Source organism: Deinococcus hopiensis KR-140, from assembly GCF_900176165.1.
In the GTDB taxonomy this organism is placed as follows: Bacteria; Deinococcota; Deinococci; order Deinococcales; family Deinococcaceae; genus Deinococcus; species Deinococcus hopiensis.
Genome location: NZ_FWWU01000008.1, coordinates 113,741 through 127,186 on the forward strand (window position 1 = coordinate 113,741; position 13,446 = coordinate 127,186).

Annotated in this window: 16 protein-coding genes and 2 pseudogenes; 12 read left to right on the forward strand and 6 right to left on the reverse strand. The window is 60.4% G+C overall.

The window, feature by feature from the left end:
* Positions 1-16 precede the first annotated feature (16 nt).
* Both B9A95_RS10965 and B9A95_RS10970 read right to left on the reverse strand, forming a co-directional pair.
* Entirely contained in the window at positions 17-223 is a 207-nt protein-coding gene (locus tag B9A95_RS10965) for a hypothetical protein (protein ID WP_084047322.1), read from the reverse strand.
* A 31-nt stretch (positions 224-254) separates the two neighbouring features.
* The gene (locus B9A95_RS10970; protein WP_084046005.1) at positions 255-506 is read right to left on the reverse strand and encodes a hypothetical protein; all 252 of its coding nucleotides are present in this window, start codon (positions 504-506) and stop codon (positions 255-257) included.
* Between the two features lie 756 nt (positions 507-1,262).
* On the opposite strand from B9A95_RS10970, the gene B9A95_RS10975 reads away from it, so the two are divergent.
* The 3 genes from B9A95_RS10975 to B9A95_RS10985 all read left to right on the forward strand — a co-directional run bounded on the left by B9A95_RS10975 (position 1,263) and on the right by B9A95_RS10985 (position 3,716).
* Positions 1,263-2,168: a helix-turn-helix domain-containing protein gene (locus B9A95_RS10975; protein WP_170928592.1), complete on the forward strand. Its 906-nt coding sequence runs from the start codon at positions 1,263-1,265 to the stop codon at positions 2,166-2,168.
* Between the two features lie 88 nt (positions 2,169-2,256).
* Entirely contained in the window at positions 2,257-3,186 is a 930-nt protein-coding gene (locus B9A95_RS10980) for an NADP-dependent oxidoreductase (RefSeq protein WP_084047325.1), read from the forward strand.
* Between the two features lie 2 nt (positions 3,187-3,188).
* Complete coding sequence (locus B9A95_RS10985) at positions 3,189-3,716, forward strand: cupin domain-containing protein (protein ID WP_084047327.1); 528 nt, start codon at positions 3,189-3,191, stop codon at positions 3,714-3,716.
* 140 nt (positions 3,717-3,856) lie between these two features.
* Here the strand turns inward: B9A95_RS10985 and B9A95_RS10990 are convergent, their stop codons facing one another.
* The gene (locus B9A95_RS10990) at positions 3,857-5,317 is read right to left on the reverse strand and encodes a multicopper oxidase domain-containing protein (protein WP_084047329.1); all 1,461 of its coding nucleotides are present in this window, start codon (positions 5,315-5,317) and stop codon (positions 3,857-3,859) included.
* Positions 5,318-5,658: 341 nt separating this feature from the next.
* On the opposite strand from B9A95_RS10990, the gene B9A95_RS10995 reads away from it, so the two are divergent.
* From B9A95_RS10995 to B9A95_RS32090, 5 genes are all read left to right on the forward strand, one after another.
* Positions 5,659-6,396 carry an FAD-dependent oxidoreductase gene (locus tag B9A95_RS10995; protein WP_139806683.1) on the forward strand — a complete coding sequence of 246 codons (738 nt, stop codon included), beginning with the start codon at positions 5,659-5,661 and terminating at the stop codon, positions 6,394-6,396.
* Positions 6,393-6,767 carry an FAD-dependent monooxygenase gene (locus tag B9A95_RS36215; RefSeq protein WP_139806684.1) on the forward strand — a complete coding sequence of 125 codons (375 nt, stop codon included), beginning with the start codon at positions 6,393-6,395 and terminating at the stop codon, positions 6,765-6,767. The genes B9A95_RS10995 and B9A95_RS36215 overlap by 4 nt, the downstream gene beginning before the upstream one ends.
* Positions 6,768-6,886: 119 nt before the next feature.
* A complete protein-coding gene (locus B9A95_RS11000; RefSeq protein ID WP_084047331.1) occupies positions 6,887-7,351 on the forward strand; it encodes a universal stress protein in 465 nt (154 codons plus the stop codon).
* A gap of 250 nt (positions 7,352-7,601) precedes the next feature.
* Positions 7,602-8,450 carry an AfsR/SARP family transcriptional regulator gene (locus B9A95_RS11005; RefSeq protein WP_084047333.1) on the forward strand — a complete coding sequence of 283 codons (849 nt, stop codon included), beginning with the start codon at positions 7,602-7,604 and terminating at the stop codon, positions 8,448-8,450.
* A 641-nt stretch (positions 8,451-9,091) separates the two neighbouring features.
* Positions 9,092-9,349 carry a hypothetical protein gene (locus B9A95_RS32090; RefSeq protein ID WP_139806685.1) on the forward strand — a complete coding sequence of 86 codons (258 nt, stop codon included), beginning with the start codon at positions 9,092-9,094 and terminating at the stop codon, positions 9,347-9,349.
* A 118-nt stretch (positions 9,350-9,467) separates the two neighbouring features.
* On the opposite strand, the gene B9A95_RS11010 is transcribed toward B9A95_RS32090, so the two are convergent.
* A complete protein-coding gene (locus B9A95_RS11010; RefSeq protein ID WP_139806686.1) occupies positions 9,468-9,821 on the reverse strand; it encodes a hypothetical protein in 354 nt (117 codons plus the stop codon).
* A gap of 296 nt (positions 9,822-10,117) precedes the next feature.
* Between B9A95_RS11010 and B9A95_RS33590 the strand changes: the two genes are divergently transcribed.
* Both B9A95_RS33590 and B9A95_RS32095 read left to right on the forward strand, forming a co-directional pair.
* Positions 10,118-10,294, forward strand: coding sequence for a hypothetical protein (locus B9A95_RS33590; RefSeq protein WP_212648309.1), 177 nt, complete (start codon positions 10,118-10,120; stop codon positions 10,292-10,294).
* Between the two features lie 46 nt (positions 10,295-10,340).
* Complete coding sequence (locus B9A95_RS32095; protein WP_139806687.1) at positions 10,341-10,580, forward strand: hypothetical protein; 240 nt, start codon at positions 10,341-10,343, stop codon at positions 10,578-10,580.
* Between the two features lie 8 nt (positions 10,581-10,588).
* Here the strand turns inward: B9A95_RS32095 and B9A95_RS11025 are convergent, their stop codons facing one another.
* Together B9A95_RS11025 and B9A95_RS11030 are read right to left on the reverse strand one after the other, a co-directional pair.
* Entirely contained in the window at positions 10,589-10,909 is a 321-nt protein-coding gene (locus tag B9A95_RS11025) for a hypothetical protein (RefSeq protein ID WP_139806688.1), read from the reverse strand.
* A gap of 148 nt (positions 10,910-11,057) precedes the next feature.
* Positions 11,058-11,570: pseudogene (locus B9A95_RS11030) on the reverse strand (response regulator transcription factor); the annotation flags it as partial.
* A 59-nt stretch (positions 11,571-11,629) separates the two neighbouring features.
* Here B9A95_RS11030 and B9A95_RS11040 point away from each other — a divergent pair.
* Together B9A95_RS11040 and B9A95_RS11045 are read left to right on the forward strand one after the other, a co-directional pair.
* Positions 11,630-12,769: pseudogene (locus B9A95_RS11040) on the forward strand (IS3 family transposase).
* Between the two features lie 163 nt (positions 12,770-12,932).
* Positions 12,933-13,397: a GNAT family N-acetyltransferase gene (locus B9A95_RS11045; RefSeq protein ID WP_084047731.1), complete on the forward strand. Its 465-nt coding sequence runs from the start codon at positions 12,933-12,935 to the stop codon at positions 13,395-13,397.
* Positions 13,398-13,446 lie beyond the last annotated feature (49 nt).

Consider the following 13,446-nt stretch of genomic DNA (forward strand, 5'->3'; position numbering starts at 1 on the left):
GCGCGCGACTCCAGATTCACGCCTGCATCCCCCCAAGGTGCGGGAGGAGCACCACCTCCGCATCCCCCTCGCACACCCGCACGCCCACACGGTCCCCAGCCAGAACCTCCCAAGGCAGCGAAGACAACGGCAAGTCTTCCTCGCCCGTGTCTGGCAGAAGGACCCGGACACTTCCGCCTTGCACATCCAGGACGGTGACCACTTCGGTATCCCCATCCAACATGCGCCGCCGCCGAGCGCGCCGCTCAGTCCGATCAAGGCTCGATAAACTCCACGTCCAACCAGTACTCAATGTCCGCGCTCACCGCGTACTCCGGCTCGTCGGGGAACAGTTCCTGCCAGACCTCCCAGGCCGCCGCACGGGCGTCCTCATGGGAGCCCAGATAGGCCGCAAGCGCTTGACGGTCCTCCGGCTCCAGGCCTTCCCCTTCCAGTCCCCGGTCGTCCCGGTACGCAGCATCCAACAACTCAGCCATCTCGGTCGGGGTCAGGTCAGCAGGACGCATCCTCCCAAGCTACTCTCTCACCCTCTTGATGCACACACCCTACGCGGCACAATAAAGGTCTGATATCCCCGTCGCTCCGCCTCCGCTGGCTCCCTCCCGGACAAAACACCGTCCTCATTTCCTCCCCACCCGTGACGGAACTCCTGCACCTGCATGTCGCGAAACACGGCCAGCTCCACATCACCCTACGCGCAGACATCCTCTACCTTTCCCCCGCATCGCAGGCGATGAGGTCACGCAGGCGGACCGCACCGAAGCCCGGCGCCTCGGTTATTCCGGCCCCCTGCCCATCCGCGCGCCTCAGTCGCCCGCACCACCAGAGCAGGGCTCTGCTGAGTCGCTTCTCTGGCAAGGGTGAGGGCCTCCTTGGGGGTGTGGCCGGACTTCCCCGAGAGACCTACACTCGGGTGGATCATTGGGTTGGGGGTGTTGTTGATGGGGCCTCCTGACGCTCTGGCGTAGCGTGGCCGATGAGATGAAGCGAGACCGCGTGTTTGCGCCGCTCTAGGAGCTGTGGCCCGGTCAGCCAGCGGTACATCACTCAAATGGGGCATGGAGGCGGGGGTTTGCGCTGTTCAGGACCAGCGTGGTCAACTCTTCGCCGGAGGTGTGCCGCTGCGCCGCAGGGTGCCTTGAATCCGTGACCTGGTGGATTCACCCGACGACCATTTTTGCTAGGCGTAGACATCCTTCTCAGCGCTGCGCAGACTGTTCTCGATGGCGCACCAGCAGGCTCCTACATCAAACCTCATCCCAATGACTGTGATGCATGACGGCGCACGCCTATTTGTCGCGTCCTACCTGGTCCAGAAGACTGAACTGGACCGGGTATGGCGCTGCGGCTTCCATGCCCTGCTCTGGCTGAACGGTGGACAAGCCGCCCTTCAGTGTGACGGCGAGCACTTTGACGTGCATCCTCCCTCGCTTATCTGTCTCTCGCCAGGACAGGTATACCGTTGGAGCGCTGCTGACAAGGCGGCACGCGCGACGCTCATCGGCTTCGAGGCTGACCTCTTCACTGCAGGTCGTGCCCAGAGTGGCCTGCTGGACGTGCAACTCCTCCACGATCTTCCGCTTTTTCAGCCCGAGGGTGGCGCTATTCTGGCCGCGGACAAGAACGCTGGCAACCTCGACTCCTTGTTCATCATGTGCCGGCAACGGTACCAGCAACTTAGTGAGCGACAGGGCAGCAAGTCGTGGCGGGTGCTCCCTTCTGAACACGAGAGCGTATTGCTCGCGTATCTGCACGTCATCCTGGTGGAGGCGGCGAGCCTCGCCCCAGTGCAAGAGCAGCCCCGGCCCGCTCCAAGCACCGACTTGCGCCTGTCCCGACTATTTCGGCTACACGCCGGGCAGCGCGTTGTGGAGCGACTTCCTGTCGCTTACTATGCTGAGTTGCTGCATGTCACGCCGGACCACCTGACGCGCGCTGTGCGGCGCTCTACTGGGCAGACGCCCAGCGTCTGGCTACAGAAACAGCTCCTCATCGAGGCGCGTCGGCGGCTTATCCTCACGGATCAACCTGTCGAGCGGGTGGCCGAAGCGCTGAACTTCGGCTCGGCCTCGCAGTTCAGCCAGTGGGTCCGGGTGCACACGGGGCAGAGCCCGAGGCAACTCCGGCAGCAGGGCCGCGGAAAATCAACAGTTCTGAGCGGAAATTGATCTCCCGCCTGGAAGGCGTGGAATTTAAATTCATAGGCATAAGCAGCTTCGGTCCATTCCCCCGGAGCCCCTCTGAAGGAGGATTCTTATGCCTAAAGCAGTCCAACTCCACCAGTATGGCGGCCTTGAAGTTCTGAACGTCGAAGAGGTGCTGCAGCCCACTCCAGCGGCAGGTCAGGTTCTCGTGCGCGTCAAAGCCGCCGGGATCAACCCTGGCGAAGCCTCCATCCGCAAAGGTGTATTCAAGGACACCTGGCCGTCCAGCTTTCCCTCTGGTCAGGGGAGCGACTTTGCCGGTGTGGTCGAAGCGGTCGGTGAGGGCGTGTCCAGCACCCAACCTGGTGCAGAAGTCATCGGCTTCACCCACAACCGGGCCAGCCAAGCTCAATTCGTGGTGGTACCCCAAGCGCAGGTAATCCCCAAGCCCACCAACATCCCGTGGGAAGTGGCAGGTGCACTGTTTGTGGCCGGAACGACGGCCTACGCTGCTGTACGGGCTGTGGATGTGAAAGAAGGGGACACCGTGGTGGTCTCCGGGGCCAGCGGTGGTGTAGGAACACTGGCGGTCCAGCTCGCCAAGCTTAAGGGAGCGCGCGTACTGGGGATTGCCAGCCCAGCGCGGGCCGAGTGGCTCGCGGCCCACGGCGTCGAACTGGTGCCTTACGGAGAAGATCTGAAGGAGCGCCTGCAAACCGCAGCAAACGGTGCATTGGACGCGTTCATTGATACCCACGGCCAGGGGTACGTCAAGCTCGCTGTGGAGCTGGGCATCTCAAGGGAGCGCATCAATACCATCATCGACTTCGCTGCGGCAGAGCAGTACGGCATCAAGGCCGAGGGCAACGCCGTGGGAGGCCGTGCGGACGTGCTTGCTGAACTGGTGGGGCTGATTGCAGACGGGCAACTGGACGTGCCTATCGCCCACACTTACCCGCTCGATAAGGTGCAGGAGGCTTACCGCGAACTCGCAACGGGTCACACGCTCGGCAAGATCGTGCTGATCCCCGGGGAGGGGTGAAGATGACGAGTTCTCCCAGAGCCATCCCAGCAGACGACTTCACCCGCCAGTTGACGGTGGCCCGTCCCGAAACCGATGAAACGCTCTTACACCTTGCAGTCCTGGGCGGCACCTCTACCGTTCTGGTGAGCGGGGCTCAAACCGCAGGACGCTACACGCTCATCGACATGCCCATTCCGCCGGGCGGCGGTCCGCCCCTGCACCGCCACGATTACGAGGAGATGTTCACGTTGCTTGAGGGGGAGGTTGAACTGGCGTTCCGGGACCAGGTCCTGACTGCTCGCGCTGGTGAGACGATTAACATCCCAGCCAACGCACCACACAGGTTTAAGAACGTGTCCGCGCAGCCCGCACGGCTGCTGTGCCTGTGCACTCCAGCGGGTCAGGAGGAGTACTTCGCTGAGATCGGAGTCGTCGTGCCGACGCGCACCTCGCCCGCACCAGGGCAGAGTCCTGAGCAGCAGGCTGAATCCCGCCAGAAGGCAATGGCGTTGGCGGCCAAGTACCGCTCCGAATTCCTGCTGTCGTAACGGCTCAATGGCCGACAAGCTCACGCTGAGCGCCTCCACAGCCCCCATCAGTGACTGCACGGGACCCGGAACAGGCTTGGTCTTCGCGCTTGGGCACCTGCCCGCCAACAAGCAATAGGGGCTCCTTCAGAGGCCATTCATCACTCCACAATGATCTTGGCAACCATGTTGGTATGCGGCAAGCAGTAATACTCGAAGGTACCCTTTTTCGTAAAGGTGTAGGTCCACGCTTCTCCCTGGGCAATCATGGTCGGCGTCCCCTTCGCTTCGTTCGAGGAGTCGAAGGCTCGAGCTTTCGGATCGCCGCCTGGTAGACCAGCTGTCACGCTGTGTCCAACCGCATCTCGGTTGACCCAGGCGACCTTGGTTCCCGCCTTCACGTGCAGTTCCTTTTGATCAAAGCCAAAGTTAACGATGTTCACCACTTTGATGGGTGAGCCCTGAGGAAGATGGTCGTAAATATGGTTATGTGCGGGGCTGTCGTCGGCATACTTTTCTGTAGGCGCCTTGGCCGTTTCAGCCGCTGCTCCATGACTGTGCGCGTGCTCGCCGACGTTCTGCAGAGGCGTTCCAGCCGCACTCAGCGCCGGACCACCCTTGATCATGACGTGAATGCCCCCGGGATAGATGCCGTTGTTGGTGACGTCCTTGACGATGTGGTCATGGAAGGGAAAGTCCCCATCGCGTCCCTTGACCAGAACGTCAACGCGTTCCCCAGGTCCAATCAGCAGCGTGTCTTGCTGTACCGGCTCAGGCAGTGAGAAGCCGTCTTTGTCGAGAATCAGAAAACTGTTGCCGTGCATATGCAGGCTGTGCACCTCCTCGCCGAAGTTGGCAATCCGAATCAGATCCGTCTGACCATCCGGAATGGTGATGTCTGGAATCAGAGGGAACGACTTGCCATTCACCAGGAAGTAGTTGGGCTCGCTCTTATGCACGGGGGCAGTGGGGTTCTGGCGGCTGTCCCACTCGTCGAGGATCATGGCGTGCTCGTCCGTCCACAACTTCTCCTTCGGATTCCTGGGCTCGACCACGATGGCGCCATACATGCCCATGTCGGCGTGCAAGTACGTCTGAAAGTGACAGTGGTACCCGAAGGTCCCCGCTTCCGTGGCCACGAACTCGTATGTGGTCTCCTGCCCAGGCAGTACCTCGGTCAGGCCGTCCATCTCCTGAGAAAGACGGTCAATGCCGTGCAGGTGGAGGGTATGAGGCTGGTCATGCGTATTCTTGAAGTGGATAACGACGTGGTCACCCTGTTGTACAACCAAGGCGGGTCCGGGGACTGTGGGCTGCTGACCTGGGAGGCCAAAGGCCCACTGCTCGACTTTCACACCAGGCGCGATCTCTGCCTGTATCTTGTGGACTTCGATGGTGAATTCACGCCGTTCGCCGGTGGCCCGCTGCACAGGCAGGGTGTGGTTGTCCGCCAGTTTGAAGCGCGACACGATGGAATTCGACTCCGTCAGGCCCTGGCTCCCTGCAGTTCCCTGGGTGCTCGCGTGAGCAGAAACGAGAAGTCCAGTGGTCAGGGCAGCAGTGACGGCAGCAACAGTGAAGGTGGCGATTTTGACGCGTTGGTTGATGGTTTGAAGATTCATAAACTCCCTCCAGGGTGGGAGCACTGAAGCGCTCCGAAGACACCTGGAGTTTCGAGCGGGACAGTTACCAAAGCGTTACCACGAACGCTTCAGGCCGCCACTTGGTCCCCGCTGGACGTGCGTACTGGTGAAATGACAGCGTCGAGGAGCGCCTTTTCAGGTCCTGACTCCAGAAGGGTAATGCCCTGGTAATGCCCTAAATCCAGGATGGCCACATGGCGGAATCGCCGTAGAAGTGATGGCAGTCCATCCTCTCTTCATGCAGCAGGCCCACGTCAGGGTGAAACAGGACCCCTTGAGGCCTCATATTTCACCGTCTCCACCCACAGAGTAGGAAAGCTATGAATATCAACATCATCGGCGCAGGCATCGGCGGCCTCGCTTTAGCTCGCGCCCTGCACCTGCGGGGGCTGCGCCCCCGCGTTTTCGAAGCAAACCCACACATGGTCTCCCTGGGCGGTGGGCTCCTCATCCCGCCCAACTCCGCTCGTATTCTGGACCACCTCGGGCTCAGCAATGTGCTCCAGGAGGGCGTCGCCCTCCAGGACATGCAGATCCTGGATGCGAGCGGGAGACTGCTCTACCACCGTGATCAACGGGAAGGACAACAACGGTACGGCCGCCCCCTTATTGGCCTGGCCAGAACCGCTTTACACCGGGCCCTTGCCGAAAGTCTTCCTGCAGGGACCATCCTGCCAGGGCACCGCCTGGAACGCATCCACATCACTTTGATGGCGTCTCATGAGGTTGCGTCCGACCTGCTCATCGGCGCAGATGGCCGCGCGTCAAAAGCTCGGCAACTGATGTGGTCTGGAACGCAACTCGTGCCGAACCAGCAGACCGCCTACCGCGGGGTTGCTCGGACGCGGCCACTCCGGGAATGGAGTGAAACGTTTGGGGAATACTGGGGGAGTGGGCGCCGCTTTACCTTCTTCCGAATTGGGGAAGAGTTGACGTACTGGCACGCTTCTATTCAGCAGAAGCCCGGCATGGTCTTCGAGCGTAAGAAGACGGAGTTGCTCCGCCTGTACCGCGATTTTCCAGTACAAGTGTACGGACTTGCTGGCCAATACGGATGAAGCGCAGATCAGTGCTGTGGAACCGGGTGACCTCTCCACTCCCAACCTGGTGGAAGGGGCGGGTGGCACTTCTGGGGGACGCTGCGCACGCCACCAGTCCAAATCGAGGACAAGGCGCAGCGCAAGCGCTGGAAGATGCAGAGGCCCTCGCAGAAGCGCTGATGGCCCATCCCAACTGGGAAGAGGCGCTCTCCGTGGATCAATGCTCGAGGGAAATCCAAGCCAATGCCGCGGTGGTGCAATCGAGACGAATCGGGGAAGTGGGTCGGGCGGGGGGAGCCTTACGGTTCCTCCTTAACGCCACGCTGAGCATCAATCTCAACTTGGCACGCAGCCGGACCGAGTCCTTCTACGGTGAAACAATGGCTTAAACATGCGTAGGTACAGGCATGCCAAGAGCCACACGACCAACGGTGGAAGGTGTGGTTCGTCACTTGCCCTCATGTCCATCAGACCTTTGCCGTTGATGGCTTGAATCAGAAAGGAAAAAATGTTCCGGCATATTGTTGTTCTTGCTGACCGTCATCCCGCCAGTGTTCACGCGGCGCGGCATGCGTATGAATTGACCCGCGCGCTGGGTGGGCGCGTGACGCTTTTACACGTCCTTGAAGGCAATACGTCTCGTGACCGGGAGGCTGCCGAGCAACATGTAAAAGCGCTTTCTGTTGGAGCTCGCCGTCCCCCTCACGAGGTAATCCTTCCTCTCGGCAATCACGATGTTCGGCATAAAATCGCTACATTTGCCGCTCAACATCAAGTGGATCTGATCGTCATTGGACTCAGCGGTGATGGCAGCCTGCTTGACGAAGCGTTAGGGCGACTTGGGGTCAGCCTGACGCAAGTGAGTGGGGTTCCCGTTCACCTTGCAGGGTGTGCTGGCGGTTTCGGCGCGCCACGCTCGTCTCGTTGGAATCAGGTGGCAGAGACGGCTTCTGTCCGACAGAAAACGCTCTAGTGAGGCACTTGCCATAGGTGAGGGGTTTCCCGAGCTCGGGGATGCAGAGGAGAGCCCCAACCAGGACAGTTTTCTACTCTCTCATCATTCAGGAGTCTGAAAGCCTCCACGCGTGGCGCGTGACCCATGAGTGCTCGGAAATAAGGGCACAGAGATCGTGTTGCTGTAAGGGCACATTAAGAAGCCTTTACGTAGATTAAAGCGAGTTGGCTCCTGGTCACACGCGTTCACTCACCCTGTTGAGGCTTCCATGCTTGCCCTAAATCTTCACTCCCTCGGCCGTACGGAAGTCCTCCTCGACGGTCAGCCCATCTCCTGGCGTGCTGAGAGCGCCCGCGACCTTGTGTTGTTCCTCCTGAGCTGTCCTGAAGGTCAGTCCAGAGATGAAATTATCGACGCCCTCTGGCATGAAGATCCCTCTGCCGCGACTGGCAACCGTTTCCGCGTGACCCTTCACCGCGCGCGCACCGCCTTGGGCTCTCCCAGCACCATTGTGGAAGAGCACGGAATGTACCGCCTGTCGGATGACGTCCTGCGCTCCAGCGACGTCTTCAAACTGTACGCGGCGTTGAGGGATGCCGAACATGCCGACGGTGACGCCCGTTACTCCGCACTCAGTCGTGCGGTGGACGCCTATGCTGGCGACTTCCTTCCTCACATTCGGACAGACTGGGCACACCGTGCGCGGGAAGAACACCGGTCAGCCTATACCCGTGCCCGCATTGAACGCTCCCTCTTAAACTGCGAACACCTGCACTGTGACCTCGCAGTTCAGGATTTGGTGGCGGCACTGCGCTCCGACCCATTCCTGGGGGAGAACTACCACCAGAAATTGATGACCTGCCTTTCTATGGTAGAAGGCAAGTATGCAGCCACTGAGCATTACCGGCGCTTCGTGCGGTTTCTGCAAGATGACCTGAGTGATACCCCTATGCCTGAAACGGTGGCATTGGCCCAACAGGTGAAAGCTGGCGAGCGGTTGTGCACCCGGAAGCCCGGGGATCCTCCACGAGGGGACACACCCCTGACCCACAACTGCCCCCTTACCAGCGATGGCCACTGTCCAGGCCAGTACGCTGCGCTGCTTCAGCTCGCCTGAACCCACTCACCGCTCCAATACAGTAAAGACAAAAGGGGGCAGAACCAAACTGGTTCTGCCCCCTTTGCTACTCCTGCTGAGTGGCTCGTGGGAGGAGCGTGACGCATCAGACGCCTGACGCTCTCTGTCCCCTGAAGACGCAGTGACGTGCTTGATGGAGACGGCCCACAATCGTACGAGGCGGCGGGGTTGGGGGGCGCGCCCTTCCAGCCTGTTTCTCTTACCTAGAGCATTTGTCTGAATTGGGCTGCGTACGCGAGGAAGGGCACCCCTCACAGATCCATCCTCCCCATGCGCATTCAAGCCCGTTCTGTTCGATCAAAAAGAAGCCATCTTTCTGACAAATGCTCTAAGGCCTCTTAGATCAGAGAAAGCCCATCGAGTAACCCCCGGGTAAAAAGATACCCAGCGCACCCTGGAGAAGACCCTCGAAAAACCACCACCCCACCCCGCCATTTCTTACCCGTCCACACGCCTCACGCCCATGCTGCTTAAGCGCTTGCACCTCCTCGTCCTTCTGTAGCGCGAGACAATTTCCACCCCCTCCTTGCACCCCTCAAATATTTTTCGAGGCCCCTTCCTGGCCCTCCCAGCATCTCACCAAACCCTCACCTACTGAACCGGCCCCCACACCCTAAACCATGCCGGCCCTCTCGCCATCGCCCCTCCGAACGGCCCACCCTGCCCTCGCAGCCCTGTACCACCACCTGCGCAAGTCACTCCACGCGGTGCGCCACCACCATACTGACGCCCTCACTGACCACTGCCTCCACCACCCAGGCAGCGTCCTCGCTTACGACCTCAGCACCCGCTCCCTCAGCGCGTCCGTCCAGGGCAACCTGATCGGTATCCGCTCACGAGAAGGCCGTGCGGACACCCCTGCTCAACCCAGCGGTTAAGAGTGTCTTCCCCACCCCCACAACCCTCGCCAACTCTGGACCACTCAGCGTGCCAGTTGGCCGCTTGTGAAATTGCACGGACCGTTTATCAGCCTCGCGGCGCAGGTCCGCGGGGTTGTTACGCCCTTCCCGACAATCTGACGAACTTCCACGCTGATACTGCCCCGATCAGCTTGTAGATATCCCCGTTCTTGCCCAGTCGGACGTGCTGGGCAACCCTTGCCCGCTGGATCACGTCCTCCACCAAACTGGCCTGCACGTCCGACTGGGCCGCGGGCGCCAAGATACACCTGTGTGATTCGAACTCGGCGTGTACCTCTTCCAGCAGCTGCAGCTCGTCCTTGTTGGCCCCGTGCGCCCCACGCATCCGCGTCAACGTTGCCAGACGGTCAGGGAGGGCGTCACGGGGCACCGCCTTTGAGGTGCAAGAATTCACCGTGCCGTACTCGAGCGAAATTTTCGAACTTGTCAAAACGCTGCAAGAGGAGCACGGTGATGCCCCTGTCTCTTCCCTTGAAATCATGCGAGAGATGCAGCAGAGATACCCTGGCGGTACCCATAACCGCTTTCGCAAATGCCTGACGGTGTTGATACGGAACAAGATGCTTGAGCGCGTGGAGTAGGGATGGTATCGCCTGCCGCCCTCCTAAGCGGGCATCACAGCGCGCCGCCTTCCCCATGGTGCCTGAAAGCCTGTGACGGAGGTGTCAGGGGTCCCACTGTCAACTGATATGGCTGATGCTGTACGCACCCGAAATCGTAAAACTCATGCGTGACCTCGAAGGGCAGCACCCGGAACGGATTGTCGAGGTCGGCGACATTGTGGAAGTGATGCAGCGTCGCTACCCCAAAGGCACCCGCAGCCGCTTCCGTTACGCCATGGTCACCATGGCGCGCCGGGGTATGGTTGAGCGGGTCGGCAAGGGCCTGTACCGCATTCGGTAAGTTGACGAGCAACAAGAACGAAAGGTTGCATCCCTATGCTAGGAGCGTGCAGCAACCGTCCAACAAATACGGCACTGAGATCCTGACCCTGTTTCAGGAATTGCAGAGCCGACGTCCCGACGCCACCGTACTGCTTGGGGATGTGCTGGACCTGATGCGTCGACGTCATCCCGAAATAACGGAAGCCACTGTCCGGAGAGCCGTCGCTCAGCTAAAACAACAAGGCCTGATTGAACATCGTGGCCCCAGCCTTTACCGCTTGCTCTACCGCTTGTCCCCTCAATAAACCGGGGCTCACAGGGCATGACCTGCCGACTTCAGCGCGCCTTCCAGGTCTCCCAGCACCACGGCCTGCGGTTCGGTTTGGGCGAGCGTGGCGCGGTCCCTATTCGGCACGCCATACACCATGCGCGTCTCCGCTTCCACGTCGATCAACCGTTCGGCTGCCTCTACGTGGTCGTCTTCGCTGCTGTACTCCGCGTCCTCATCACCCGCTGCATGTAACCGGTGGGCTCCCTCGTCCTGAGTATTGAGTGCCTCGTCATGGTTGCTCAGCAGTTGACCCACAACCGTCTGAAGCTGGGAACGGCGTCGATGATGCGGGGGAGCTGTCACAGCAGAATGGTGCGGTTCCTGATGAATGGGGACCTCCAGAAATGAAGTGAGCCCTATCCGGAGTCGCGCCGGACATCAGCGGCTCGCAGGGCCAGAAGGACGCCCTGGTCGCGAGGGCCAGGGCGGAAAGCGTTCAGGTAAGGGGACGTCAAGCAGAGGTTCTTAAGGCGTACCCCACTCCACGAACAGTACGGATGCAGCTTCGCCCAGCAACCTCGCGCAGCTTGCTCCGCAAGTTGCCAAAATGAACATCCACAACGTTGGAGTTGCTGGAACGTTCTCCCTTCCAGATGTCACGGATGATTTCCTCCCGGGAGTACACCGGGCCCGGGTGCCGTGAGAGCAACAGCAACAACTCAAACTCCTTGGGGGAAAGGAGTACTTCCTTGCCGTCATAGAGGACCTGACGCCGTTCTGGATGGATCTGCAGGGCTCCAAAGGAAAGAAAGTCGTCCTTCTTCTGCCGAAGTTGGACTTTGACTCGGGCGAGCAGTTCTTCCGGGTGGAACGGCTTGGTGACGTAATCGTTCGCTCCAGCCTCCAGCAGCTCTACCTTGCGGTCCACCGCATCGATGGCCGTCAGGACGATGATGGGGACATCCATGGTTTTGCGTAGGCGGCGTGCCACTTCCACACCGTCGAAGTCGGGGAGACCCAAATCGTGAGGGTGAGCCGGTTTTGCACAGATGGAGATAAGCCTCGAAGATAGGGGGCACGATCATGACGAATCGCAGAATCCATACCGCCAAGTTCAAGCGAGATGCAAGCCAACTCGCCCGAACCAGCGGCAACCTCTCGGGCACGGCCCGCGACCTGGGCATCCATGTCTCCCTGCTGCGCAAGTGGATGAACGCCGAGCAGGAGAAGGGCGAGTCGGCTTTTCCTGGTCAGGGGAAACAGGTTCTGACCCCAGAACAGCAGGAGATCCAACGGCTTGGCAAAGAGAACGAAATCCTGCGTCAGGAGCGTGAGATCCTGAAAAAAGCGGCGGCCTTCTTCGCCAAAGAGACCACGCGCTGAGGTATCAGTTCATCCAGGCTCACCGCGAGCAGTACCGCCTGGACGCCTTGGTGCCGGGTCCTGGAGGTCTCCGTGCGCGGGTACCACAGTTGGCGAAGAAGGCCGATCTCGAACCACAAGCAGCAGGATGCGCTGCTTCAGCAGCGCAGCAAAGGACGCGACGTGGCACCACGCATTCATGCCGAATTGCGAGCCGAGGGCGTGGGAGTATCTCGGAAGCGGGTCTCGCGTCTGATGCGTGTCAATGGTCTCCGGGCCAAGGGAAAGCGCCGCTGGGTGCGAACCACCGACAGCTCCCACACCCTCCCGGTCTGCCCAAATCTGCTGGACCGTCCGTTTGAGGTCCAGCAACCCAAGCAGGTCTGGGCGTCCGACCTGACGTAGCTGCCGACGAAAGAAGGCTGGCTCGACCTGGCTGTCACGCTCGACCTGCACTCCCGAGCGGTGGTCGGCGACGCAATGGACGCTCAGATGCCCGCTCCCCTGCCGCTGACAGCTCTTCAGATGGCTGCCAGGCGCCGTCTTCCCCCACCGGGTCTGCTGCATCACAGCGACCGGGGCAGTCAATACGCCAGCCGAATCTTTCAGGAGGAACTGGCCCGCTTGCGGGCCAGGGGCAGTATGAGCCGCAAGGGGGATTGCTGGGATCATGCCGTCGTAGAGAGCTTTTTCAGCTCCCTGAAACGAGAGCTGTTCGAGGAGGCCATCTTTGAGACTCGGGCAGTCGCCAGGCAAGCCGTGTTCGAGTTCATTGAGGTCTTCTACAACCGTCAGCGCCGCCTCTCTACCCTCGGGTACTTGACGCCCTGGGAGTTCGAACGCCAAGCTACAGCCGCTTAACTCCAGCTACGCACAATCGGGGCAGGCCCAGACTGGTGACAGAAAGCCCTTGAACAACAGGTTCCTGGAGCAACTGCAACTGTAGTATTAGATAAGGGCAGGATTGCCTGACCCAGGAGCCTGGAATCGGCTTCTACACTGCCGTGTGCCTTCCGCTTGGACGATGCGACCTACGACCTTCGCTGATGCATCTACGGTTGCTCAGCACCGCTACCCTGAAACTGATGTCCATGCTGAGCCCGTCAGGGTTTATGCCACCTGGGTCGCAGAAGCAATGGAACGAGGCACATACCTCGGATGGTTCGTTGAGGAGAGTGGGAGGGTCGCTGCTGGACTTGGTCTCACGCTTCTGGAGTGGGGACCGACGAAAACGGACCCGTCACCTACCCGCGCCCGCGTGGTCAACGTGTTCACTGTCCTGGATTACAGGCAGCGCGGGTTTGCTGCGGCTCTCTTGAAGAGAGCGATTTCAGAAGCAAGAGCGAGAGGGATTGGGACCCTGAGTCTGGGCACGACAGACCAGGCACGCAGCCTGTACACCCGGCTTGGGTTTAGACCCTACGAAGCTGAAATGGTGTGCAAATTGCACGCGTCAACGGGTGAGCCAGCGCCGGCCTCTCTGATCTAACTGGGCTTAGGCAAACGGCAAAGGCGACCCGGAGGCCGCCCTTGATGTT